A 24,158-nucleotide genomic window follows, 5' to 3' on the forward strand; every position below is an offset into this window, starting at 1 on the left:
GACACTGCGCGCGGGCGTCATGCCGGATTCGAAACCGGCGCAAGAGAGTGAAGCATGTCTTTGATCATTACCGACGAGTGCATCAACTGCGACGTTTGCGAGCCCGAGTGCCCGAACGACGCCATTTCGATGGGTCCCGACATCTACGTGATCGACCCGAACAAATGCACGGAATGCGTCGGCCATTTCGACGAGCCGCAATGCCAGCAGGTGTGCCCCGTGGAATGCATTCCGCGCGACCCGGCGCACGTCGAGACGCCTGAGCAGTTGATGGCCAAGTACCACGCGCTCATGGCGGCGAAGGGCCGATAAGCCCTTCGCGTCTTACCCGATCAGCCCGCTCAGCGCGGCGATGAGCGCATCGCATTCGGCGGGCGTGCCGATCGAGATGCGAAGATGCTGATCGATACGCGGCAGCTTGAAGTGGCGCACGAAAATCTCTTTCGCCTTGAGTGCGGCGGCGAGCGCCGCGGCATCGTGCGCGGGATGTTTCGCGAACAGGAAGTTGGCGGCGGACGGCACCACGTCGAAGCCGAGCGTCCGCAGTTGCGCGGTCAACGTCTCACGGCTCGCAATGATCTTCGCGCAGCTTTCTTCGAACCACGCCTGATCCTCGTACGATGCGAGCGCTGCGACCTGCGCGAGGCGATCGAGCGGATATGAGTTGAAGCTGTCCTTCACGCGCGTGAGCGCCTCTATGAGCGCCGGATCGCCGAACGCGAAACCGACGCGCATGCCCGCCAGCGAACGCGCCTTCGACGTCGTCTGCACGACGAGCAGGTTCGGATAGGCGTCGATCAGATTTACCGCCGATTCCGCGCCGAAATCGACATACGCTTCGTCGATGATGACGGGCGCGTCCGGGTTCGCCTTCAGCAAGACTTCGATTTCCGAAAGCGGCAGCGCGCGACCCGTCGGCGCATTCGGATTCGGTAGCAGCACGCCGCCGCGCGGCGCGCGGTAATCATCGACATCGATTGCGAAATCCGCGTTCAAGGGCACGGTCTCGTACGCGACGCCGTAAAGCTGCGCGTAGACGGGATAGAAGCTGTACGTGATGTCCGGGAAGGCGATCGGCTTGTCGTGCTTCAGCAGCGCCTGGAACGCGTGCGCGAGCACTTCATCGGAACCGTTGCCGGCGAACACCTGCTCGATGCGCAGCCCATGATGCTTCGCGACGGCTTCACGCAGCGCACGCGCGGTCGGATCGGGATACTTGCGCAGCGACGCGCCATCCTCGCCGAGCTCGCGACGAATCGCTTCGATGACACGCGGCGAAGGCGGGTACGGGTTTTCGTTCGTGTTGAGCTTGACGGGATGGGCCAGCGCAGGTTGCTCGCCCGGCACATACGGCGTCAGACGATGGACGATATCGCTCCAGAAACGGCTCAAGGTCGGCTCCAATCAAGAGTTGCGGTGGAGGTTCATCATCGCACGCTCGGTTTCGCCGGCGACGACGAAGGGCATCACGGCGAGTGCGCGCTCGATCGACTGATCGATCACGTCCTGTTCTTCACGGCGCGGCGGCTTGAGCACGAAGTTCGCGACATCGGGTTTCGCGCCCGCGCGCGCGCCTTCGGGAATCAGATCGCGCGGATGTCCGATACCGATGCGCAGCCGCCAGTATTGCTGCGACGACAGATGCGCGGAAATATCCTTGAGTCCGTTATGTCCGCCGCTGCCGCCGCCGAGTTTCATCTTGACGGTGCCGGGCGGCAGATCGAGTTCGTCGTGCGCGACGAGAATCTCATCGGGAAGAATTTTGAAGAACTGCGCCACCGCGACGACCGATTGCCCCGAGCGGTTCATGAAGGTCTGCGGTTCGAGCAGATGCACTTCATGGCCGTGCAGACGTCCCTTGCCGTAGAAACCGTGAAAGCGGCGTTCGTCGCGCAGCGTCGCGCCGGCATCGCGTGCGAACTGGTCGACGAACCAGAAGCCCGCGTTATGCCGCGTCGCGGTGTATTCGGCGCCCGGATTACCCAGGCCGACGATCAGCTTGATCATGTCGAATCATGTAGAACGAAAAAAAACCCGCCGGGGCTTGCGCGCCGGCGGGTCACGTCGACCGTTCTTGCGAACGGATCGAGAGGATAGCGGTGTTCCGCGTGCTTACTCGGCCGCCGGCTTTTCGCCTTCAGCAGCTTCGCTAGTCCCTTCCGACACGACAGCGGCCGGAACGGTAGCCGAGGCCACCACCGGGTTTTCCGCTTCGACGGAAACCGTCAGGCTCACGCCCTTCGGCAGCGGAATGTCCTTCGCGTGCATCGTCTGACCGGCTTCGATCTTTGCCAGATCGATTTCCAGGAACTCAGGCAGGTCTGCCGGCAGGCATTCCACTTCCAGTTCCGTCACGACGTGCGAAATCACCGCGCCCGCCAGCTTCACGGCCGGGTTGGTTTCCTGGTTCATGAAGTGCAGCGGCACCTTGGTGTGCAGCTTCTTCTTCGCGTCGACGCGCTGGAAGTCCACGTGCAGCACGAGCTGCTTGAACGGGTGGTATTGCACGTCGCGCAGCAGAACCTGTTGCGACTTGCCGGCCACTTCCAGGTCGAGAATCGACGAATGGAAAACTTCTTTCTTCAGGGCGTGCCACAGGGCGTTGTGATCGAGTTCGACCAGTTGAACGTCCGTTTCACCACCGTACACGATACCCGGGGTCTTGCCCGAGTTGCGCAGGCGGCGGCTCGCACCCGTACCTTGCTTGCTACGCTCGAAAGCGACGACTTTCATGTTTCACTCCTATATCTGCCCGCGACCAGGCAGGGAAACCGGGATCATCGAAAAGGTGTGATCCCAAAACAAGCGACGCGAACCTTCGTTCGTTCGCGCCGATCATGCAAAAACGCGAAGCGTGTGCCTCGCGTTTTTTGCTCAATTCTGATTAACCTTCGGCGAAAAGCGACATCACCGAGTCGCCGCGCCGGATTCGGGAGAACGTCTCCGCGAGCAGACCCGCGCTCGACAGCAGACGGATCTTCGGGCACGCGAGCGACTCGGACGACAACGGAATGGTGTCCGTGACGACCAGTTCGTCCAGCTGCGACGCCGCGATGCGTTCGCCCGCGCCACCCGACAGCACCGGGTGCGTGGCATACGCGAAGACCTGCTTCGCGCCGCGGTCCTTCAGCACTTGCGCGGCCTTGCACAGCGTGCCGGCGGTATCGACCATGTCGTCCATGATCACGCAGGTGCGTCCTTCCACTTCACCGATGATGTTCATCACCTCGGCGACATTCGCCTTGGGACGGCGCTTGTCGATGATGGCGAGGTCGGTGTTCAACTGCTTGGCGAGCGCACGCGCGCGCACCACACCGCCGACGTCCGGCGACACGACCAGCAGATGATCATGGTTCTGCTTGCGCAGATCGCCAAGAAGGACGGGAGTCGCGTAAATGTTGTCGACGGGGATGTCGAAGAAGCCTTGAATCTGGTCGGCGTGAAGGTCCATGGTGATCACGCGATCGACGCCGGCAATTTCCAGCATGTTCGCGACGACCTTCGCCGAGATGGCCACTCGCGCGGAACGCGGACGGCGGTCCTGGCGCGCATAGCCGAAGTAGGGGATGGCTGCGGTGATCCGGCCAGCGGACGCGCGTTTGAGCGCATCGACCATGATCATCAGTTCCATCAGATTGTCGTTCGTGGGAGCGCAGGTGGACTGCAGAACGAATACGTCTTTGCCCCGAACGTTTTCCTGAATCTCGACCATGATCTCGCCGTCCGAGAAGCGGCTGACCATCGCTTTGCCGAGAGGAATTCCAAGAATTTTGACGACTTCCTGAGCAAGCGCGGGATTTGCGTTGCCAGTAAAAACCATCAGGCCGTCACTGCTCATCGTGCACCTGTCTGCGGCTGGAGGCGAGAGGAAAAACGCGAGAAAAAGAATGGCAGGGGAGGAAGGACTCGAACCCTCGCATGCCGGAATCAAAATCCGGTGCCTTGACCAACTTGGCGACTCCCCTACACTAACTTTGAGTCTTGCCGGAAAGTGTAGGACATACCCGACAAAACAAAACCTATGACGCGAAAGCGAAGAGAGGATGAGAATCCAGACTCGCTGTTACCACGCTCCTCCAGCTCGCCGGCAGTTTGGCTTGCGCCATTTCTGCTTCGGCTCGGCTTCGGAAAGCGGCAAACACGCTTGCTCCGGATCCAGTCATTCGCGCCGGTGCGAGATTGGCAAACCACTCGAGCACCTGCGCAACTTCCGCGTACTTTCCCGCAACTACAGCTTGCATGTCATTTCGACCGAAGCTGTCGGGCCAGTTTGTGTCTGACCTTTGCTCTGCAAGAAAGTCCATCATTTTGGCGACTTTCGTATCCCTTGTCAAGGCCTTTTCCGAAAAAATCGCCGCGGTCGGGACGTGAACATCGGGTGTGACTACCAGGAAGAAGCGTTTCGGCAGATCGACTGCCTGGAGCGCCTCACCTACACCTTCCGCAAACGCATTCTGCCCGAAGACAAAAAACGGCACGTCCGCGCCGAGTTGCAGGCCGAGATTCTGCAGAATCTCACGCGAAAGATCAACACCCCAGAGACGATTCAACGCAAAAAGAGTGGTCGCCGCGTCGGAACTGCCTCCACCGAGGCCCGCGCCCATCGGCAGACGCTTGTCGATCTCGATCTCCACGCCGAACTTCGTGCCCGTGTACTGCTGAAGCAGGCGCGCCGCCCGCACGACGAGATCGTCGGCCTCGGGCACGCCGGGCACATCGGTCTTGCGCGTGATCGCGCCGTCGTCGCGTCGCTTGAAATGCAGGCGGTCGCCCCAGTCGAGCAACTGGAAGACGGTTTGCAGCAAGTGATAGCCATCCGGTCGGCGGCCCGTGATGTGCAGGAAAAGGTTCAGCTTCGCGGGCGCGAGGCAGTCACGGAGCGAATCGTTCGATGAGGACATGCGTGTTGCAACGACGAAGTTATTGATCGAGCACGAGCTTGATGTCGAGCGGCGGTTCATTGCGTGAGAGATTCACGCGCTTCACGCCTGCCGCGGGCGCATCGGCGTAGGCCAGATAGTCGATCGTCCATCCGTCCTGCTTGATTTCCTTCGGACGACCGTTGTTCGCTTCCGGATCGAGCGTCGTCTGCGCGCGCGAGGTCGGCGCGGCCGACGGCTGCAGCCAGTAGCGCAGACCTTCGACCGGCAGCGCGAAACCAAGCGTGTTCTGCATCAGCAGCGACACGTTGTCGGCGCTCACCGGCTGCCGATTGGGCAATTCGAGCGTGGCGAGCGAAGGCGAGGACGTCACGATCGCCATCGTCTGGCCGAGCGGATTGCGCAACTGCAGCGTGACCGTATCGCCCGTTTCCTGCCAGTCGAAATTGCCGTATGCGTTGCGCTGGGTGCCGTTCTGATCGTTGTACTGCACGGCGAAGCGTCCGTGATATTCACGGCTCGTCTGCGTCGCGAGCGAAGTGGATGCGTTCGTTGTCGTAGGAACGCGCGGCTGGAGAGCGCAACCGGACAGCACCAGTGCGGCGGCTGCCGCGATGCCGAGGCCTCCGCGTCGAAGCGAAGCGCCGGCGAGAAAATCGAATGCCATCAAAGGTCGTTTACCTGGAGTCGTTTTAGCGTTTTGACGAGCGTATCGTTGTCAGGTTCGAGCTTTTGCGCCTGCCGCCATGTCGCACGCGCCTGATCCTGCTGCCCGGATTTCCACTGTACTTCGCCGAGATGCGCGCCGATTTCGGCGTTCGGCTGCAGGTTGTAGGCGTTCTTGAGAATCTTCTCCGCTTCGGCCGCGTTGCCCTGGCGGAAACGCGCCCAGCCGAGGCTGTCCATGATGAACGCATCGTTCGGTGCCAGCGAAACCGCCTTCTCGATCAGCTTCACCGCTTCGTCGAGCCGCTGATTGCGATCGACGAGCGAATAGCCGAGCGCGTTGTACGCCTGCGGATTATTCGGCTGCGTGCGCATCAGCGTGCGCAACTGCGTTTCCATGACGTCGTAATGGCCGTTCTTTTCGGCGGCCATCGCGTAGTCGTAAACGAGGTCGGGATCGTCGGGGAACGCGGCCACTGCCTTCGCGAGACTTTCCTCTGCTTCCTTGTAGCGATGCGCCTCGAAAAGAATGGCCGAGTCGGTGCGCGCGAGCAGCGCGAGATCGCGCGGATCGGAGCTTTGCAGGCTGCCGAGCAGCGCACGCGCGTCGTCTACCTTGCCTTGCTTCGCGAGCAGTTGCGCGCGCGTGATCTGCGCGGGCAAATATTGCTGGCTGGTGCGCGGGATCTTGTCGAGCCACTGGCTCGCGGCGGCGTCGTCCTTCTGCTCGAGGGCCAGTTGCGCGAGATAGATGTACGCCTGGCCGGGGTCCGCGCCCGGCGTGCTTTCCGCCGTCTTCGCGTAGAGATTCAGGAAGTCCTGCGCCTTGTCGAACTGTTTCTTCTGAATGTTGATGAGCGCAAGCGCCATCAGCGGCGTCAGGTCCTTCGAGTCGTTCTTGCGCATGATCTCGAACTGCTTCTGCGCGTCGTCGAGCCTGTCGGACGACAGGTATAACTGCGCAAGCGCGAGCCGTGCATCATGCGATTTCGGATTCTTGTCGAGATACTTCTCGAACGAAGCGATGCCTTCCTTGCGTTCTTCCGGACCCATGCGCGCGAGCGTCAGCGCGGCGGGCAGATAGTCCGGCTTGAGTTGCAAGGCTTTTTCGAGCGATGCCTTCGCGCCGGGTTGATCGTTGGCGACCAATTGCTGGCGCGCGAGCGCAAGTTGCGCTTCAGGCCGGCCCTGATCGTTTTGCGTCAGATCTTTGAGCACGTTCAGCCCGCCGATGCGATTCGGCCCGCGCGCGAGCAAGCTCTGCAATGAAAGGATGGCTTCGCCGCGCTGCTCCGGCGAAACCTTCGCGAGTTCGCGTTCGAGCGTCGGCTTCGCGTCTTCCGGCTTGCCGCTCACGATCAGAAGCGATGCGCTCAACTGCGCCGCGCGATCCGAATGCGGCGCGAACTGCTGCCAGAGTTGCGCCGACGTCAGCGCGTCGTTCGGGCTTTGCGCCGCGATCGCGATTTCGGTCGCACGCTGCGCGAAACGCGGATCGTGCGTGTCGCGGGCGAGCGAGAGATAAGTCTGGAATGCGGGCGCGGGCTGGCCGCGCTGCAACGCCACTTCAGCCGCCAGCACCTGAAACACGATCTGGCTGGACATTGCCACGTTCGGCAAATCCTGTGTCTCCGCGCCGCTGACCGGCGCGGTCAGAAGGTCCGCGGCGTTTTGCGCATCGGATTGATCATCGGCGCTCGGAACGGGCGTGGCGTTCGGCTCCTGAGCATGCGCGGGAACGCATGCGAGCGCGGCCATCGCAAGCGCAATGGCGCCGGCGATTCGCGACATTGGCATGGCGAACGAATGCGCCGAGCTGGCCTGACGCTTCGCAAACAGCTTCATGACGAACGAGTTCATGGAAATCCAGACGATGTTTCAGTCGATTGTAACGCGGTGGCTAAAATACCGGCACACTCGCCCCAGCAAGTCTCTCTCCAGAAAAATGCCCGAACTGCCGGAAGTCGAAGTCACCCGCCGGGGAATCGAACCCTACGTCGCCGGTCGTCGCGTCGAGCACGTCGATGTCCGCACGCCCGCGCTGCGCTGGCCCATCCCGCAGCATCTTCCGAAGACGCTCGATCATCTGAAGATCGAGAAGGTCGAGCGGCGCGGCAAGTATCTGTTGTTCGAAACGGCCGAAGGATGGCTGATCGTCCATCTCGGCATGACGGGCACGTTGCGCGTATTGCGTCACGTGCCGAAGCCGCCTGAAGCGGCGAAGCACGATCACGTCGATATCGTGTTCGACGATTTCATTCTCCGTTTCCGCGATCCGCGCCGCTTCGGCGCGATCCTCTGGCATCCGCGCGCGGACGGCGACGTGCTCGATCATCCGCTGCTCGCGACGCTCGGCGTCGAGCCGTTCTCGCCGGAATTCTCCGGCACGCTGCTGTTTCGCGAGACGCGCGGGCGCAAGGTGTCGGTGAAGCAGGCGCTGCTTGCGGGCGGGATCGTCGTCGGCGTGGGGAACATTTATGCCTCCGAGAGCCTCTTTCGCGCCGGCATTCGGCCGACGACCGCGGCCGGCCGCATCTCGCTCGTCCGTTACGATCTGCTGGCGGATGCGGTGCGCGTGACGCTCGCCGCCGCGATCGAAAAGGGCGGCAGCACGTTGCGCGATTTCGTCGGCAGCAACGGCGAATCCGGCTACTTTCAGCTCGACTATTTCGTCTATGATCGCGCGGGTTTGCCGTGCCACGTTTGCGGCACGGCGATCAGACAAATCGTCCAGGGACAGCGCTCCACTTACTTCTGCCCGCGCTGCCAACGCTAATTTCCGATGCTCGCTCTCACCGATTTTTCTTCGCGCCTCATCGCGTGGCAACGCATTCATGGCCGCCACGACCTGCCGTGGCAAAACACGCGCGATGCGTATCGCGTCTGGCTCTCGGAGATCATGCTGCAGCAGACGCAGGTTTCGACCGTCATCCCGTACTACGCGCGGTTCCTCGAACGCTTTCCGACGGTGACGGTGCTCGCCGACGCGCCCATCGACGATGTCATGGCGCTCTGGGCCGGGCTCGGCTACTACTCGCGCGCGCGCAATCTGCATCGCTGCGCGCAGGTCGTCGCGCACGAGCACGGCGGCGCGTTTCCGCAGACGGTCGACGCACTCGCGATGCTGCCGGGCATCGGACGCTCGACGGCGGCGGCGATCGCGTCGTTCGCGTTCGGCGCGCGCGCGACGATTCTCGACGGCAACGTGAAGCGCGTGCTCGCGCGCGTGTTCGGCGTCGAGGGGTTTCCAGGCGAAAAACGTGTCGAGAATGCGATGTGGGCGCTTGCCGAATCGCTGCTCCCGGACGCCGTGAACAAGGACGAAGTGACCGCCTACACGCAAGGCCTGATGGACCTCGGTGCGACGTTGTGCGTGCGCGGCAAGCCGGACTGCGCGCGCTGTCCGTTCGCATCGGACTGCGTGGCGAAGGTCGAAGGACGCCAGCGGGAACTGCCTGCGGCACGCCCGAAGAAAGCCGTGCCGACGCGCAAGACGTGGATGCTGATCCTGCAGGACGGCGGATCCGTTCTGTTGCAAAAGCGTCCGTCGATCGGCATCTGGGGTGGACTGTGGAGCTTGCCGGAGGCCGCGGACGAAGCCGCGTTGGCGCAAGTCGCGCGCGATCTCGGCGCCGACGAGCCACTTCAGCGACTCGCGCCGCTCTCTCATGCCTTCACACACTTCAAGCTGGATATCGAGCCGCGGCTCGGCGAAGCGCGTAACGCGCCGCGCGAATTGATGAACACGGAAACGGTCTGGGCGCCGCTCGCGAAGATCGACGCCTACGGCGTTCCAGCACCGGTGCGCAAACTTATCGACGCGCTGAGCGGTCCGCTCATCTAAAGCAGTTGATGGTGCTGCATGTAGTGATGCACCACGTCGATACGCGCGCCGGCGTCCATCAGTTCCATGAGCTTCTGCCGGGCGCGCATCGGGATCGGCAGGATTTCGGCGAGGCGGTTCGATACCCAGGTGGGATCGTCGAATAGAAACGGCTCGACAAACGGCAGGTTCTGCGGCTCGCGCTCCCGGATCGTATCGATGATGCGCTCCAGCACTTCCGCGCACGCGCCGAACTTTGCGAGCGCTTCCACGCCTTGCAGCGGCTGATCGTCGCCAAGTAACTCGGCCGTGCCGACGAGCAGATTGCTCGGCTCCACGCGATGATCCGTCAGCCTGAAGCGCTCGGTGCCCCGGGCCTGAACGAGCAGCAGGCCGAAGGTGTCCACATCGCATTCCGAGATCTCGGCAAGGCAACCGATGGTTTCCGGCACCGACGGATCGCCCGGTGACGCGACCTCGTGCCCGCTCTTCAGCAGGCAGACGCCGAATGGCGTTTTCTCGCGCAGACACTCGCGCGCCATGTCCAGATAGCGCGCTTCGAAAATCTTGAGCGGCAGCAGGCCGCCGGGAAACAGCACGGTATGAAGCGGAAACAGCGGCAAGTCAGCCAGAACGGGATTCGAAGACATCGCGCCCCTCCAGGGTGGACCGCCAGCGCGGCGATCGGATTCGCGTGTGAGGCGCGCTGTCACCCAGCCGGGATGGGCGCGTCACGATGCCGCACGATCACGTTTGCCGTCTCGCAAAAGCGCGCGGCAAGCGCCTCCGCGATGAACACCGAGCGATGCTGCCCGCCCGTGCAGCCGATCGCGACGGTGAGGTAGCTGCGGTTGTCGTCGCGAAAACGCGGCAGCCATTTGCCGACGAACCCGCCGATGTCGTCGATCATCTCGCCCACCAGCGGCTGAGCGGAGAGGAAATCGATGATGGGTTTATCGAGGCCCGTGAACGGGCGCAACTCGCGGTCGTAATACGGGTTGGGCAAAGTGCGCACGTCGAACACGAGATCGGCGTCGAGCGGCACGCCGCGCTTGAAACCGAACGATTCGAACATCAGCGTGAGATCGGCGGCGTCCGTTTCGACGAAGCGCTTCACCCACGCGCGCAGCACGTTCGCGCGCAGATTGCTGGTGTCAATCTGATGGCCGTACTCCGCGAGGCCCGCGACCAGTTCGCGCTCACGCTCGATCGCTTCGGCGAGCGAGTTCAGCACGCCGACATCGGCTTCGCGCATCGGCGGCCCGGACAGCGGGTGACGCCGGCGCGTTTCGGAGAAGCGCTGAATGAGCGATTGTGTGCTCGCGTTGAGGAACAGCACGCGCAGGTCGTAATCGTCCGAGAGCTTACGGATGAAGGCCGGCACGTCGTCGAGCGAGTGGCTCGAGCGGGCGTCGATCGCGACGGCGAGACGTGTCTGGCCTTCCTTCGCCAGATAGTCGGCGAGTTCGGGCAGAAAGCGCGGCGGCAGATTGTCGACGCAATAGTAGCCGCCATCTTCCAGGGCGTTCAGCGCGACGGACTTGCCGGAACCGGAGATGCCGGTGATCAGGATGATACGCATGGGTCTCGAGGGGTTCGCTTTCTCTTAGCTTAGCACCTGTGCCCGATTCGTTTCGGCACGCGCGACGTTCCCTGACGCGCTCAGATCAGCTTGCCGGGAAACTGGCTGTCGGGATCCTGCATCGCAAGGCGCTGGCGGTCCATGAAGTCGCGCAAGGTATCGATGCCGCGCAGTTGCAGGATCGTATTGCGCACCGCCGCTTCGACCAGCACGGCGAGGTTGCGGCCCGCCGCGACCTGAATCGTCACCTTGCTGATTGGCAGGCCGAGCACATCGACGGTCTGGCTTTCAAGCGGCAGGCGTTGGAATTCGCCATCCGGCCGGCGCACGAGCTGCACGATCAACTTGAGTTTCATCTTCCGGCGCACGGCGGTTTCACCGAAAATCGTCTTGATGTCGAGAAGGCCCAACCCGCGCACTTCGAGCAAATTTTGCAGCAAAGGCGGGCACCGGCCTTCGACAAAATCCGGGCCGAGACGCACGAAATCGACGGCGTCATCCGCCACGAGGCCATGGCCGCGGCTGATGAGCTCCAGCCCGAGCTCGCTCTTGCCGAGACCGGAGTCGCCGGTGAGCAGCACGCCCATGCCCAGGATGTCGATGAACACGCCGTGGAGCGTCGCGCGCGGCGCGAGGATGCGCGACATGTACGCGCGCAGGCTGTCGATCACGGCCGCCGCGGACATGCGCGTCGTGAAAAGCGGCGTCGACGAGCGCGTACAGCGCAGAACGAGTTCCGGCGGCGCGCCCACTTCGCCCGCAACGACCAGAAACGGCGGCTCGAGCGCGATCAGTTCCGCCATGTGACGGGAACGGTCCTCGTCCGACTGACGCTGGTAGTAGTTGATCTCGGCGTCGCCGAGCACTTGGATACGGTTCGGGTGAATCAGGTTCAGGTGGCCGACGAGGTCGGCGCTCGACGTCGCGTTTGCGACCGTCTCGCTCGAAAAGCCGCGTTCCCAGCCTTCGTGCCCGGTGAGCCAACTGAGCTTCAGAGCGGCGGCGTTGTCGTCGAAAATGCTTTGGGCGTTGATGCTGGACGTATCCATGAGACCGGAACTCCGTTGGAAGCCGGAAGCAGCCTTTGCGTCACGACGAAGCGGGTCGCTTCGGTACGTCGCATGGCGCTGCGTTTGACCGATTGTGCCGCAGAAGCTTCACGTAAGCGAGGCGCGCCCGGCGCGAAAGCAGCACGGACGCGCCTCGGCGCGTATCGCTAGGCTCGTGTGGCTGTTACGGTTGCCATTGCGTGAGCACTTGATAAAGCGCCTCACGATTTTCTTCCTTGTGCAGGCGCTCGCGCGCCTCGCTGTCGGAGAGCAGTTGGGCGATCTCCGAGAGAATTTCAAGATGCTGCTGCGTTGCCTGCTCGGGCACGAGCAGGAAGATGAGCAGCGAGACCGGCTGGCCGTCAGGCGATTCGAACGCGACAGGTTCGGCGAGGCGCACGAAGGCGGCAAGCGGCTGCTTCAGCCCCTTGATGCGGCCGTGCGGAATGGCGACACCTTCGCCTAGGCCAGTCGAGCCGAGACGCTCACGCGCGAAGAGATTGTCGGTGACGGTGCTGCGGGCGATGCCGTTCTGGTTCTCGAAAATCAGGCCCGCTTGCTCGAATACGCGTTTCTTGCTGGTAACGGACAGTCCGAGAACCACGTTCTCGATGGGAAGAAATTTGGCTAAACGATTCATGTTGGCAGGCTGATGCGTGGCCTGATAGCTCCTCATCGTGGCCGCTGTCTGAAAGCGCTCACGGCGATGGTGATACGGAAAGTGCGCTGGCGGCGTTCCCTGCAGCGTGCCTGTCGTGCGACCCCGAAAATTACCGGATCATTATAGAACAGGGCACAGCCCGATGGTGCGCCGCGCAATGGCACCGTTTTGCGATCCAATGTGCAGCACAAAGCCCTGAAAATCAATGGCTTGTCGCTCTTCAGGGCGAAAATCCAACAAAAAAGCCGCCAGTCGGAGGCGGCTTCGGTTCGGTGCATGCGCGCATCGATCTGGTTCGGATACTCGAGGTTTTCCTCGAATCTCGCCCGCCATCCTGTGGTGGCGGGGCTCGCTGTCATCCGTCGATCAATCGGCGAGCGTGCGTACGGTGCGTTCAGGGCGACGGCGCTTCCACTTCGTGCGGCTCGCCACGGTACTTCACCGATTCATGGGCGTGGCCCTGAATCTTGTCCTTGTGCCTGATGACCTGCCGGTCCAGCTTGTCCACCATCAGATCGATGGCGGCGTACATATCAGCGTCACAACTCTCGATAAAAATGTCCTTGCCCTTCAGATGCAGGTTGATTTCCGCCTTCTGCCTCTTTTCCTTTTCCCTATGATTGTCGACCGAGAGGACAACGTTGCCGTCGATCACTTGATCGAAATGACGGAGCACCCTGTCCAGTTTCGTGATCACATACTCGCGCAACGCAGGCGTCAATTCGAGGTGGTGTCCACTGATCTTCAGATTCATAGTTGCTCTCCAAGCTAAAGGCCGTGAGATCACGTCGGCTCGTCCGATACCGGTCGGCAATGCGTCCCGTCAGCGCGTCATTCTGGCGCGACTGAAATACGGGCCGCATTGGCCGGCACGTCCGCGCTCTCGCGATGCGGCCGGTAAACGCCCATCACAACACGCGATGGACTACAGAGACGGGTCATAGAGACTTGCGCAGATTCACTGCCGGGATCCTGAGGGCTTCGCGGTACTTGGCTACGGTACGCCGCGCGACCACGAATCCTTGTTCCGCCAGCAGTTCGGCGATGCGGCTGTCTGAAAGAGGAGTTTTAGGGTCTTCCGCTCCTATCAGTTGCTTGATGAGGGCCCGGATCGCCGTTGACGATGCCGCGCCTCCTGTGTCGGTCGAGACGTGCGATCCAAAGAAGTACTTAAATTCAAGCGTCCCGAATGGGGTGAGCATGTACTTGCCTGTGGTCACACGAGAAACCGTCGATTCGTGTAATCCCAGCGTATCAGCAATCTCCCGCAAAACCAAGGGCCGCATGGCGATTTCGCCATGTGCAAAAAAGTTCTTCTGACGCTCCACTATCGCCTGCGCGACGCGCAGAATCGTCTCAAACCTCTGCTGAATATTCTTGATGAGCCAGCGCGCTTCCTGCAACTGCTGGCGCAGCGAGCCGCTGCCCGGATCGCCGCGATTGTTGCGCAGGATGTTCGCGTACAAATGGTTGATCCGCAGCTTCGGCACGATCTCCGGATTCAGCTCTGCCGTCCATCCGCTCGCGGTTTTTCGCACGAGAATGTCCGGCACGACATAGTCCGCTTCGCTTTTGCCGTACGCCGCGCCTGGGAAAGGCTCGAGTGATTTGATCAGCAGATGCGCGTCGCGAAGGGCGTCGTCGCTGGCTTTCAGTTGCTTGCGCAGACGCGTGAAGTCGCGCGCGGCAAGCAGTTCGAGATGATTCGTGACGATATCGAGCGCCAGCGTGCGCGTGGGCGACCCGTCGAGCCGCAGCAACTGCAGTTTCAGACATTCCGATGCCGAGCGTCCGCCTACGCCTGGCGGATCGAAGCTTTGCAGCAAGGCGAGCGCCGCGCTCAACTCGTCGAGGTCGACTTCGAGTTCTTCGGGAAGATCGGTCTGCACTTCATCGAGCGATGAGGTCAGGTAACCGTCCTCGTCCAGTGACTCAATCAGAAACGTGACGAGCGCACGATCGCGCTGATTCGCCGCGGTCATGCGCAACTGCGCGCTCAGGTGGTCGCGTAGTGTCGTGGTCGATTCGTGGATTTGCAGCGGCGGGAGATCGTCGTCGTCGGAGGCGTTGTTCGAGCGGCCGTAGTCCTCGAGGTTCCACGAACTGGAATCCTGACTGCTGTCCGAGCCCAGGCCGTTGTACTCGTCGACCCCTTGCGGCTCATTGTTCTCCGAACGTTCGGAATTTGAGGTGCCGGATGACGAGCCGTTGCTCATCATCGAGTCGGACGGCGTGCTCGGCGCCGACGCAGCCGCGATCAGCGAGCCGTCCGCGGCGACGCGAAGCGGGCTCGTGATCCAGTCGTCGTCATTCTCGAGCAGCGGATTCTGAGCGACGGCCATCGCGACTTCCTGCTGCAGTTCGAGCGTCGACAACTGCAGTAGCCGGATCGACTGCTGAAGTTGCGGGGTCAGCGCAAGATGCTGCGAGAGGCGGAGTTGGAGGCTGGCTTTCATGGCAAAGTTTTATTCATTGTAGAGAGTTTGCCACGCGCGCGAAACCTCGCGGGGATTCCAAAAAAGCGCATGCCGCCCAAGAGGGCGGCACGTAAGTTTTGCTGCTTTCGCATGGTGCGGCGCATGATGCGCGCCGCTTTTCCAACGTTGCGTCACATGCGGAAATGCTCGCCGAGATAGACGCGGCGCACGTTTTCATTTTCGATGATCTCGCTCGGCGCGCCTGCCGCGAGCACGCTGCCGTCGCTGATGATGTACGCATGATCGCAGATGCCGAGCGTCTCGCGCACATTGTGGTCCGTGATAAGGACGCCGATGTTGCGCTGCTTCAAAAACTTCACGATCTTCTGAATTTCGAGCACGGCGATCGGATCGACGCCCGCGAACGGTTCGTCGAGCAGAATGAAGCTGGGATTGGTTGCGAGCGCGCGCGCAATCTCGACACGACGGCGCTCGCCGCCCGACAGCGACAGCGCCGGATTCTCGCGCAGGTGCGCGATCTGCAACTCGTCGAGCAAGGCTTCCGCGCGCTGGGTTATGGCGTCATTTGACAGGCGTTTGCCGCGCTCATCGGTTTGCAACTCCAGCACCGCGCGAATGTTCTGCTCGACGGTGAGCTTGCGAAACACCGAGGCTTCCTGCGGCAGATATGACAAGCCCAGGTGCGCGCGTTGGTGGATAGGCAAGAGGCTGATCGAATTGCCGTCGAGGTCGATCTCGCCGGCATCGAGCGGCACGAGGCCGACGATCATATAGAACGACGTCGTCTTTCCCGCGCCGTTCGGACCGAGCAGGCCGACCACTTCGCCGCTCTTGACGTCGAGTGACACGTCCTTCACCACAGTGCGCGACCCGTAACGCTTCTTCAGATTGCGCACGACGAGCGAACTCGACTGGCCTTCCGGCTTGCGGTGGGGCATGGAGGTCGAATTCACTGCTGCGGCTCTCCCTGAATGCTGTTCGACGGCGAAAGCGTGGCGGGCGATCCGTTCAGCGGCGCGGCGCCGCCCGAGCGGGGCGCGAGCATCGCACGCACCCGGCCGCTCGGATTGCCGGGACCTGCCTGGTCCTTGCCCGCACTCGCCGTGTAGAAGTCCTTCTGGCCGTCATAGGTGATCACGCTGCCGCGCACTTCGTCCTGCACTTTCGTCAAGCCTTGCAGGCGGCGCACGACCGCGCGTGTCGTGAGCTTCGTGAAGTCGTTCTTGCCGTCGTAGTCGATGCGCACCGCGTTGCCGTCGATGTACTCGTCGAGGCCGTCACGCTTCTGGCGGAAATAGGCGAGATTGTTGCCGGTCGACGTGCCGGTCGCGTACTGATAACCCTGCGGGTCCTGCGTGACGTCCACGCGGTCGGCCTTGATGATGATCGAGCCTTTGGTCGCGACCACGTGTCCGGTGAAGACGTTCTTCTGGTTGAGGTCGTCGTAGGACATGTTGTCCGCTTCGATGTTGAGCGGCTTGTCGCGGTCGGCCTTTTCGGCGTGCGCGGGCAGCGCGGCCAGCGCAACGGCGATGGCCAGCGCGGCGGCGAGCCCGGCCCGCGCGGCGTGCGCGGTGCGGCACGCGAGCGTTGCGCGCGCATGGCCGCCATCGGGACGAGGGAACCTTTCGTTCATGCAGTCACAATTCGGATGGGAGTGCCGGGGTTACTTGGACGAGCCGCCGTTGATATCCGTGGCGGCGATTGCGCCGCGCACGTTACCGAAGAGCTTCATTACCCGGGTCACGTTGTTGTAGTTCATGCCAGAGGCCGTCATCACGGACGGGCCGCGCTGAAGTCTAACCGGTTTTTCCGTTTCGATGACATCGTCGTTCACCAGCACGCGAAAATGCTGGGAATCAGCCTGCATCTGCGGATCGCCGTAGCCGGCCGCGCGCAGGATGCGCGCGTCGTCATAGAGATCGACGATCGAGACATCGCCATTCACCGTGCCGCGCATGGCCGTCGCCGTGACGGTCGGCTTCATCGGCTGGAACATGCGCATCGCGGGCAGCGTCAGGTCGCTGATTTCGTTGTCTTCGTAATGCACCATCGACTTCGCCGTCAGACGATATTGCGTCGTGCCGGTGGCATCGAGTTCGGAAACGGAAAAGTCGTTGGCGAAGTAGTCGGGCGTGTGGCGCTTCTCCGGCGCAGGCGCCTGCTGTGCAGGAGGCAGCGTGGCTTGCAGCAGCCAGTAAGTGATGCCGGCGAGCGCCGCCATCGCGAGGAGCGGCAGGAGCGAGGCGAGCTTTCCGGGGCGCTGCATGGGCTTCAGCCTCCGAGCGCCGCGGCGAGCAGTTCGTCGTAGCGATGTTGCGCGCGCAGGATCGCGTCGCAGACTTCGCGCACCGCGCCGTGGCCGCCGCGCGCTTCCGCGACCCAGTGCACGCGCTGGATCACTTCCGGATGCGCGTTCGCGGGCGCGGCCGCGAAGCCACAGCGGCGCATCACCGCGAGGTCGGGCCAGTCGTCGCCCATATAGCCGCATTCGTCGGCCGCGATGCCGGTCGCGGCGAGCAACTCGGCGAGCGCGACGGTTTTATCGGCGACGCCCTGATAGAGATGCGTGATGCCCAGTTCGCGCGCACGCGCCGCGACGATGCCGGATTGCCGGCCCGTGATGATCGCCGTCTGCACGCCGACGGACTGCAGCATCTTCACGCCGTGGCCGTCGAGCGAATTGAACGATTTCATCGCGTCGCCGTCGCCGGTGAAGTAGAGGCTGCCGTCGGTGAAAACGCCGTCGACGTCGAACACCATCAGCTTGAGGCGGTTCGCGCGTTCGGCGGCGGTGGGGGGCTTCTGCGCCATCAGATTACCTTCTTGGAGAAGAGGTCGTGCATGTTCAGTGCGCCGATCAGCGTCGCATCGGCATCCACGACCAGCATCTGATTGATGCGATGGCGCTCCATCAGTTCCACGGCTTCGACCGCGAGATGATCCGGCGCGATCGTGCGCGGATTACGCGTCATGACATCGACGATCTTCAGTGCGCGGAAATCGCCGTCGCGCTGCAGGATGCGGCGCAGATCGCCGTCCGTGAAAATGCCGTGGACATGACGGTTTGCGTCGATGACGGCCGTCATGCCCATGCGCTTGTCGGTGATCTGAAAGAGCGCGTCCGAAACGGTCGCGTCGAGCGAGACCACCGGCACCTGGTCGCCGATGCGCATGACGTCGCGGACGTAGGTGAGCAGGCGCCGCCCGAGCGCGCCGCCCGGATGCGAGCGCGCGAAGTCGTCGGGACCGAAGCCGCGCGCATCGAGCACGGCGACGGCGAGCGCGTCGCCGAGCGCCATCGCGGCGGTCGTGCTGGCCGTGGGCGCGAGATTCATCGGGCACGCTTCCTTTTCGACGCGCGCGTTGAGATGCATGTCCGCCAATTGGGCGAGACTGGATTCGGGCCGACCGGTGATCGCGATCAGCTTCGCCCCGAGGCGCTTGATGAGCGGCAGAATGGCAACAAGTTCCTCGGTTTCGCCCGAGTTGGACAGCGCGATGAAGATGTCGTCGGCGGTGACCATGCCGAGGTCGCCGTGGCTCGCTTCGGCCGGATGCACGAAGAACGCCGGCGTGCCGGTGCTCGCGAGCGTCGCGGCGAATTTGCGCGCGACATGGCCCGACTTGCCGATGCCCGATACGACCACGCGACCGCGACAGCCGAGCAGCGTTTCGACCGCGTTCGTGAAGTTTTCGTCGAGAAGTTCGGAAAGCCCGCGAACGGCCTCTGCTTCGATCTGGATTACGTTGCGAGCCAGCGCCAGTGCCCGGTCGCCATTGATTTTCGCTATCATGCGCGGAGTATAGCAAAGGCGTTTTTCAGCCGCCCCGCCGGGAGCGCGCCGCGCCGCCGCCTATCCGCCCCCGCAAGCCCTGTCGTCAGGGGCCTTTTTAAGATGCCGGAGCGCCGAAGACACGCGCCTCGGAACGCTGACGAACGAGGACGCTAGACGGATGACCTCTCCGCTCGAAATGACGCTGTTGCTGCTGCTCTGCTCCGTGGCAGGCGTCGTCGTATTTCGCTATTTCAACTTGCCGCCGATGCTCGGCTATCTGACGGTCGGCATCATCGTGGGACCGCACGCGGCGGGCATCGCACCGGATTCGGACCGCGCGCAGCATCTCGCCGAATTCGGCGTTGTCTTCCTGATGTTTTCCATCGGGCTCGAATTCTCCCTTTCCAAGCTGCGCTCGATGCGGCGCATCGTGTTCGGACTCGGCGCGAGTCAGGTCGCGGCGACGATCGCGCTCGCGCTGATCTTCGGCTGGATCGCGAATTTCTGGACCGAGATGTCATGGCAGGCGAGCTTCGCGCTCGGCGGCGCGATGTCCATGTCCTCTACGGCTATCGTCAGCAAGCTGCTCGCGGAGCGGCTCGAACTCGAATCGGAGCACGGCCGCAACATCTTCGGCGTGCTGCTGTTCCAGGATCTCGCGGTCGTGCCGCTGCTCATCATCATCGCGGCGTTCGGCAACGGCAAATCGTCGCAGCTCGCGATGTGGCTCGGCATCGCGGCAGTGAAGATCGTTGTCGCATTGACGGTCCTGCTCTTCATCGGCCAGAAGTTCATGACGCGCTGGTTCGATCTCGTCGCGCGGCGCCGCTCGCAAGAGCTGTTCATGCTGAACCTGCTGCTGGTGACGCTGGGCGCGGCGTTCATCACCGACAAGTTCGGGCTGTCGCTCGCGCTCGGCGCGTTCATCGCGGGGATGTTGATCGCCGAGACGCCGTATCGGCATCAGGTGGAAGAGGACATCAAGCCGTTTCGCGACGTGCTGCTCGGTCTCTTCTTCGTGACTACCGGCATGCTGCTGAATCCACGTGTGATCTGGGAGCATCCGTTTCTCGTGCTCGGCTTTTTCGTCGTGCCGATCCTGCTCAAGGCCGTGATGATCACCGGGCTCGCGCGCGCGTTCGGCGCAACGCCGGGCGTCGCGATGCGCACGGGTCTCGGCCTCGCGCAGGCGGGCGAATTCGGTTTCGTGCTGCTCAACCTGATCCTGGATTCGCATCTGGTCAACCCGATCATCCTGCAAGCGATTCTCTCCGCGATGCTGCTCTCGATGCTCGCCGCGCCGTTCATCATCCAGAACGCGGACCGGATCGTGCTGCGGCTGTCGTCGACGGAATGGATGCTGCAATCGCTGCAGATGACGAAGATCGCAACACAGAGCCTCAAGCAGAGCGGCCACGTGATCATCTGCGGCTACGGCCGCGCGGGGCAAAACCTCGCGCGCATGCTGGAGCAGGAAGGGATTTCCTACGTTGCGCTCGATCTGGACCCGGACCGCGTCGCGGCGGCCGCGGCGGCCGGCGAATCGGTGGTGTTCGGCGACGCCGGGCGGCGCGAGTCGCTACTCGCGGCGGGGCTGCATCGCGCGGCGACCGTCGCGATCACGTATGCGAACACGCCTTCCGCGCTGCGCGTGCTGCACAACATCCACGAGCTCGCGCCGACCTTGCCCGTGATCGTGCGCACAGTCGACGACGCCGATCTCGATAAGCTCACCGCCGCGGGCGCGACGGAAGTGATTCCGGAGATCGTCGAAGGCAGTCTGATGCTCGCGTCGCACACGCTCGTGCTGATGGGTGTGCCGATGCGTCGCGTCGTGCGGCGCGTGGAGGAAATGCGCGATGCGCGCTACAGCCTCCTGCGCGGCTACTTCCACGGCGCCGACGATGTCGATGACGACGATGGCCACGAGCAGGTCCGGCTACAATCCGTACCGATCGACGCGAATTCCGAGGCCGTCGGGCACTCGCTCGACGATCTCGGCCTCGTCGGCAATGGTGTCGAGGTGACCGCGATCCGGCGCCACGGCATCCGGGGCGTCGAACCCGACCCCGAAACCCGGCTGCGCGCGAACGATATCGTCGTGCTGCGCGGCCTGCCCGAAGTGCTCGCGCAAGCCGAGGAACGGCTCTCGCGCAACCGCCGGGCGGCGTAATCTCTTTTGTCACCAAGGCGAACGCGCGGCCTCACGGCGCGGACTCCGGAGAAGTCATGTCCATTACCCCTTCGAGCGCTCAGCTCGACGCCGCGCGTTTCATCAAGGAGCGCGTGCGCACCGTCGAAAACTGGCCGCAGCCCGGCGTGCAGTTCCGCGACATCACAACGATCCTGCAAGACCGCAAGGCGCTGCGCATGCTGATCGACCTGTTCGTGCAGCGCTATATCGACGAGAACGTCAACGTGATCGCCGGCATGGATGCGCGCGGTTTCATCATCGGCCCGATTCTCGCGTACGAGCTGAGCCTGGGCTTCGTGCCGATCCGCAAGAAGGGCAAGCTGCCGTACAAGACGCTGTCGCAGTCGTACGACCTGGAATACGGCAGCGCGACGGTCGAGATTCACGAGGATGCGTGCAAGCCGGGCGATCGAGTGGTGATCGTCGACGATCTCGTCGCGACAGGCGGCACGATGATGGCCGGCAAGATTCTGCTCGAGCGGCTCGGCGCGCAAGTGGTGGAAGCGGCGGCGATCATCGACCTGCCGGATCTCGGCGGCTCGAAGCTGCTGCGCGAGAACGGCGTGCCGCTCTATACCGTATGCGAATTCGGTGGACATTGAGATGCACAACTTTCTGCTCTTTCTTGCCGCATCGGTCGCGATTACGGTTGCGCCCGGCCCGGACAATCTTCAGGTGCTCGCGCGAGGCATTTCCCAAGGGCGCCTCGCGGGCGTCGTCGCCGCGCTCGGCTTCGCATTCGGCGTGATCTTTCATACGACGCTCGCCGCGCTCGGCATCGCGGCGCTGCTGCGTTCGTCGCCCGTCGCGTTTCAGGCGGTGAAGCTCGCCGGCGCGGCGTATCTCGTCTGGATCGGCATCAAGGCATTGCGCAGTCACGGTCTCGCGACCGCGCACACGCGCCCGAGCCAGCCGCTTTCGACCGTGTTCCGCCAAAGCGTGATCGGCAACATGCTGAACCCGAAAGTCACGCTGTTCTTCATCGTGTTCCTGCCGCAATTCGTCGATCCGCACGGCGCGCAAAGCGTGATGCTCCAGATGTTCGAGCTCGGCGGGCTGTTCATGCTGCAGACGGTCGTCGTGTTTTCGCTCTTCGGCATCGGCGCGGGGATGATCGGCGCGTGGCTGAAGCGCCGTCCGCGCGTCGGCGTGTGGCTCGACCGGCTCGCGGGCGCGACGTTCATCCTGCTGGGCATTCGCGTCGCCTTGCGTTGACCGGAGTGCCCGCATGACGCTGCCTGCCATCATTTCCGCGCGCCGTTTCGATGCTGCCGCGCACGCGCCCTTTTTCATCGGCGACGAGCGTGTCGGCTGGATTCGCCGCACCGACGTCGACGCGCTGCGCCGCTGGCCGGACGTTTTCGAGATCGACGAAGCAGCGGTTCGGCTGAACCCATCGCTCGCCGATGTGAACGCGCGCAGCGCCGCGCTAGGCGCGGTCATCGGCGCGTTATACGCGGAAGGCAGAATCCCCGGCTGGCGCGACGAAACCTACGCGGTCCGCAACGACTTCGACGCGCCGCCGCTCGCGTTCATCGAGCGTGCGGCGTCGCGCTTCTTCGGCACGATGACCTACGCGGTGCATCTGAACGGCATCGTAAAATATCGAGATAAGGCGCCGCAGTTGTGGATCGCGCGCCGCAGCGAGACGAAGGCGACCGATCCCGGCATGCTCGACAACATCGTGGCGGGCGGCATCGGCTGGGGGTTCGAACTGATGCCGACGCTCGTAAAGGAATGCTGGGAAGAAGCAGGCATGAGCGCCGGGCTCGCGCAAACCGCCGAGCGCGGCCGCACGTTCCATGTGCTGCAATCCTTGCCCGAAGGCACGCAGGCCGAGCAGATCTTCGTCTACGACGTTTTCCTTTCGCCCGATTTCGCGCCGCGCAACCAGGACGGCGAGGTCGGCGAGCATCGCCTTGCGCGCATCGAAGACGTCGCGCGCTGGATCGAGGAGGGCGAGCTCACTGTCGACGCCAGTCTCGCGACGCTCGATTGCATGCTGCGCCGCCAGTGGATCGGGGAGGACGCCTGCGAAGGTATCGACGCGCTGTTCCATCCGCCGCCGCTCTGAATATCAAGAATCAAACGAACGAGGAAAGGTCATGTCGACCGAACATAGTTTCTACCTGAAGTTGTCGTGCCCCGACCGGCCGGGAATCGTGCATGCCGTGTCGGGATTTCTGTTCAATCTCGGCGCCAATATCCTCGACTCCGCGCAGTTCGGCGACAGCCGCACCGGCGAGTTTTTCATGCGCGTGCATTTTCAGGAGGTCGGCGGCGATCCCGGTCTCGACGCGCTGCGCAAGTCGTTCGCCGATCTCGCCGACGAATTCGGCATGCGCTGGGAACTGCATGACGCTTCGGTGAAGCCGCGCGTCGTCATCATGGTGTCGAAGATCGGCCACTGCCTGAACGATCTCCTGTTCCGCTATCGCACCGGCCAGTTGCAGATCGAGATTCCGGCGATCATCTCGAATCACAAGGATTTTTATCAGCTCGCCGCGAGCTACGACATTCCGTTTCATCATCTGCCGCTGCTGAAGGCGACACCCGATGCGAAGGCCGCGCAGGAAGCGCGCGTGCTGGAAATCGTCGATCAGCACGACACGGATCTCGTCGTGCTCGCGCGTTACATGCAGATTCTGTCGGCGAACATGTGCGAGAAGCTCGCGGGCCGCGCGATCAACATCCATCACTCGTTCCTGCCGAGCTTCAAGGGCGCGAAGCCCTACTATCAGGCGTTCGATCGCGGCGTGAAGCTGATCGGCGCGACCGCGCACTATGTCACGTCCGATCTCGACGAAGGCCCGATCATCGAGCAGGAAGTGGAGCGCGTCGATCACAACATGACGCCGGATCAACTGACGGCGATCGGCCGCGACGTCGAATGCGTGACGCTCGCGCGCGCGGTGAAGTGGCACGCGGAGCATCGCATTCTGCTGAACGGGCACAAGACGGTCGTGTTCCGCTAATCGTTCTTCAGACGCAAAAACGCCCGCGATGAATTGAACTGACCCCGCAAAGTTGGACAGGTTTGGGCTAAGGCCGTGAGGGCTGAGTTCTGTACATTACAGGACTCAGCC

The 24,158-nt window shown here is 62.9% G+C and carries 27 protein-coding genes and 1 tRNA gene; 8 read left to right on the top strand and 20 right to left on the bottom strand.

Going from position 1 to position 24,158, the window contains the following annotated elements:
• Positions 1-54: 54 nt before the first annotated feature.
• Positions 55-312: a YfhL family 4Fe-4S dicluster ferredoxin gene (locus NCS58_RS02180; protein ID WP_061116885.1), complete on the top strand. Its 258-nt coding sequence runs from the start codon at positions 55-57 to the stop codon at positions 310-312.
• A 12-nt stretch (positions 313-324) separates the two neighbouring features.
• Here the strand turns inward: NCS58_RS02180 and hisC are convergent, their stop codons facing one another.
• The 8 genes from hisC to NCS58_RS02220 all read right to left on the bottom strand — a co-directional run bounded on the left by hisC (position 325) and on the right by NCS58_RS02220 (position 7,406).
• The gene (gene hisC / locus NCS58_RS02185; RefSeq protein WP_250489851.1) at positions 325-1,392 is read right to left on the bottom strand and encodes a histidinol-phosphate transaminase; all 1,068 of its coding nucleotides are present in this window, start codon (positions 1,390-1,392) and stop codon (positions 325-327) included.
• 12 nt (positions 1,393-1,404) lie between these two features.
• Positions 1,405-2,007 carry an aminoacyl-tRNA hydrolase gene (gene pth, locus NCS58_RS02190; protein WP_061116886.1) on the bottom strand — a complete coding sequence of 201 codons (603 nt, stop codon included), beginning with the start codon at positions 2,005-2,007 and terminating at the stop codon, positions 1,405-1,407.
• A gap of 105 nt (positions 2,008-2,112) precedes the next feature.
• A complete protein-coding gene (locus tag NCS58_RS02195) occupies positions 2,113-2,733 on the bottom strand; it encodes a 50S ribosomal protein L25/general stress protein Ctc (protein WP_061116887.1) in 621 nt (206 codons plus the stop codon).
• A 151-nt stretch (positions 2,734-2,884) separates the two neighbouring features.
• Positions 2,885-3,838 (bottom strand): ribose-phosphate pyrophosphokinase, encoded by a 954-nt coding sequence (locus tag NCS58_RS02200; RefSeq protein WP_035497580.1) that lies wholly within the window; start codon positions 3,836-3,838, stop codon positions 2,885-2,887.
• A gap of 50 nt (positions 3,839-3,888) precedes the next feature.
• A tRNA-Gln gene (locus NCS58_RS02205) sits at positions 3,889-3,965 on the bottom strand.
• Between the two features lie 54 nt (positions 3,966-4,019).
• A complete protein-coding gene (gene ispE, locus NCS58_RS02210; protein WP_061116888.1) occupies positions 4,020-4,901 on the bottom strand; it encodes a 4-(cytidine 5'-diphospho)-2-C-methyl-D-erythritol kinase in 882 nt (293 codons plus the stop codon).
• Positions 4,902-4,920: 19 nt separating this feature from the next.
• Entirely contained in the window at positions 4,921-5,547 is a 627-nt protein-coding gene (lolB, locus tag NCS58_RS02215; protein WP_250476246.1) for a lipoprotein insertase outer membrane protein LolB, read from the bottom strand.
• Positions 5,547-7,406 carry a tetratricopeptide repeat protein gene (locus NCS58_RS02220; RefSeq protein ID WP_061116890.1) on the bottom strand — a complete coding sequence of 620 codons (1,860 nt, stop codon included), beginning with the start codon at positions 7,404-7,406 and terminating at the stop codon, positions 5,547-5,549. The genes lolB and NCS58_RS02220 overlap by 1 nt, the downstream gene beginning before the upstream one ends.
• Before the next feature lie 85 nt (positions 7,407-7,491).
• On the opposite strand from NCS58_RS02220, the gene mutM reads away from it, so the two are divergent.
• Both mutM and mutY read left to right on the top strand, forming a co-directional pair.
• On the top strand, positions 7,492-8,322 hold the full coding sequence (gene mutM, locus NCS58_RS02225; protein ID WP_061116891.1) for a bifunctional DNA-formamidopyrimidine glycosylase/DNA-(apurinic or apyrimidinic site) lyase: 831 nt from the start codon (positions 7,492-7,494) through the stop codon (positions 8,320-8,322).
• A gap of 6 nt (positions 8,323-8,328) precedes the next feature.
• On the top strand, positions 8,329-9,390 hold the full coding sequence (mutY, locus tag NCS58_RS02230) for an A/G-specific adenine glycosylase (protein WP_250476247.1): 1,062 nt from the start codon (positions 8,329-8,331) through the stop codon (positions 9,388-9,390).
• Here mutY and NCS58_RS02235 read toward each other — a convergent pair.
• The 12 genes from NCS58_RS02235 to kdsD form a co-directional block, all read right to left on the bottom strand.
• Complete coding sequence (locus NCS58_RS02235; RefSeq protein WP_061116893.1) at positions 9,387-10,019, bottom strand: LON peptidase substrate-binding domain-containing protein; 633 nt, start codon at positions 10,017-10,019, stop codon at positions 9,387-9,389. The genes mutY and NCS58_RS02235 overlap by 4 nt on opposite strands.
• A 59-nt stretch (positions 10,020-10,078) precedes the next feature.
• Positions 10,079-10,951, bottom strand: a complete 873-nt coding sequence (gene rapZ / locus NCS58_RS02240) for an RNase adapter RapZ (protein ID WP_061116894.1) — start codon at positions 10,949-10,951, stop codon at positions 10,079-10,081.
• Positions 10,952-11,031: 80 nt separating this feature from the next.
• A complete protein-coding gene (gene hprK, locus NCS58_RS02245; RefSeq protein WP_008351692.1) occupies positions 11,032-12,000 on the bottom strand; it encodes an HPr(Ser) kinase/phosphatase in 969 nt (322 codons plus the stop codon).
• Between the two features lie 184 nt (positions 12,001-12,184).
• Entirely contained in the window at positions 12,185-12,640 is a 456-nt protein-coding gene (ptsN, locus tag NCS58_RS02250; protein WP_035497938.1) for a PTS IIA-like nitrogen regulatory protein PtsN, read from the bottom strand.
• Positions 12,641-12,672: 32 nt separating this feature from the next.
• On the bottom strand, positions 12,673-13,020 hold the full coding sequence (locus NCS58_RS02255) for a hypothetical protein (RefSeq protein ID WP_143756292.1): 348 nt from the start codon (positions 13,018-13,020) through the stop codon (positions 12,673-12,675).
• 35 nt (positions 13,021-13,055) lie between these two features.
• Positions 13,056-13,415, bottom strand: a complete 360-nt coding sequence (hpf, locus tag NCS58_RS02260; RefSeq protein ID WP_061116895.1) for a ribosome hibernation-promoting factor, HPF/YfiA family — start codon at positions 13,413-13,415, stop codon at positions 13,056-13,058.
• Positions 13,416-13,599: 184 nt separating this feature from the next.
• A complete protein-coding gene (locus tag NCS58_RS02265) occupies positions 13,600-15,117 on the bottom strand; it encodes an RNA polymerase factor sigma-54 (RefSeq protein ID WP_061116896.1) in 1,518 nt (505 codons plus the stop codon).
• Positions 15,118-15,269: 152 nt separating this feature from the next.
• Positions 15,270-16,037 carry an LPS export ABC transporter ATP-binding protein gene (gene lptB / locus NCS58_RS02270; protein WP_086960797.1) on the bottom strand — a complete coding sequence of 256 codons (768 nt, stop codon included), beginning with the start codon at positions 16,035-16,037 and terminating at the stop codon, positions 15,270-15,272.
• A gap of 11 nt (positions 16,038-16,048) precedes the next feature.
• On the bottom strand, positions 16,049-16,735 hold the full coding sequence (gene lptA, locus NCS58_RS02275; protein WP_061116898.1) for a lipopolysaccharide transport periplasmic protein LptA: 687 nt from the start codon (positions 16,733-16,735) through the stop codon (positions 16,049-16,051).
• A 30-nt stretch (positions 16,736-16,765) separates the two neighbouring features.
• On the bottom strand, positions 16,766-17,368 hold the full coding sequence (lptC, locus tag NCS58_RS02280) for an LPS export ABC transporter periplasmic protein LptC (protein WP_061116899.1): 603 nt from the start codon (positions 17,366-17,368) through the stop codon (positions 16,766-16,768).
• A 5-nt stretch (positions 17,369-17,373) separates the two neighbouring features.
• Entirely contained in the window at positions 17,374-17,913 is a 540-nt protein-coding gene (locus tag NCS58_RS02285; protein WP_061116900.1) for an HAD family hydrolase, read from the bottom strand.
• A complete protein-coding gene (kdsD, locus tag NCS58_RS02290; protein ID WP_250476249.1) occupies positions 17,913-18,896 on the bottom strand; it encodes an arabinose 5-phosphate isomerase KdsD in 984 nt (327 codons plus the stop codon). The genes NCS58_RS02285 and kdsD overlap by 1 nt, the downstream gene beginning before the upstream one ends.
• A gap of 160 nt (positions 18,897-19,056) precedes the next feature.
• Between kdsD and NCS58_RS02295 the strand changes: the two genes are divergently transcribed.
• From NCS58_RS02295 to purU, 5 genes are read left to right on the top strand one after another with little or no spacing between them, the layout of a single operon-like run.
• Positions 19,057-21,051: a monovalent cation:proton antiporter family protein gene (locus NCS58_RS02295; protein ID WP_061116902.1), complete on the top strand. Its 1,995-nt coding sequence runs from the start codon at positions 19,057-19,059 to the stop codon at positions 21,049-21,051.
• A gap of 56 nt (positions 21,052-21,107) precedes the next feature.
• Positions 21,108-21,674 (top strand): adenine phosphoribosyltransferase, encoded by a 567-nt coding sequence (locus NCS58_RS02300; RefSeq protein WP_061116903.1) that lies wholly within the window; start codon positions 21,108-21,110, stop codon positions 21,672-21,674.
• Between the two features lies 1 nt (position 21,675).
• Positions 21,676-22,287: a LysE family translocator gene (locus tag NCS58_RS02305; RefSeq protein WP_250537752.1), complete on the top strand. Its 612-nt coding sequence runs from the start codon at positions 21,676-21,678 to the stop codon at positions 22,285-22,287.
• Between the two features lie 13 nt (positions 22,288-22,300).
• Entirely contained in the window at positions 22,301-23,146 is an 846-nt protein-coding gene (locus tag NCS58_RS02310) for a DUF4743 domain-containing protein (RefSeq protein ID WP_061116905.1), read from the top strand.
• 31 nt (positions 23,147-23,177) lie between these two features.
• The gene (gene purU, locus NCS58_RS02315) at positions 23,178-24,047 is read left to right on the top strand and encodes a formyltetrahydrofolate deformylase (protein ID WP_061116906.1); all 870 of its coding nucleotides are present in this window, start codon (positions 23,178-23,180) and stop codon (positions 24,045-24,047) included.
• Positions 24,048-24,158 lie beyond the last annotated feature (111 nt).

Origin of the sequence: Caballeronia sp. INML3B, assembly GCF_023631305.1 — a bacterium.
Classification (GTDB): Bacteria; Pseudomonadota; Gammaproteobacteria; order Burkholderiales; family Burkholderiaceae; genus Caballeronia; species Caballeronia turbans.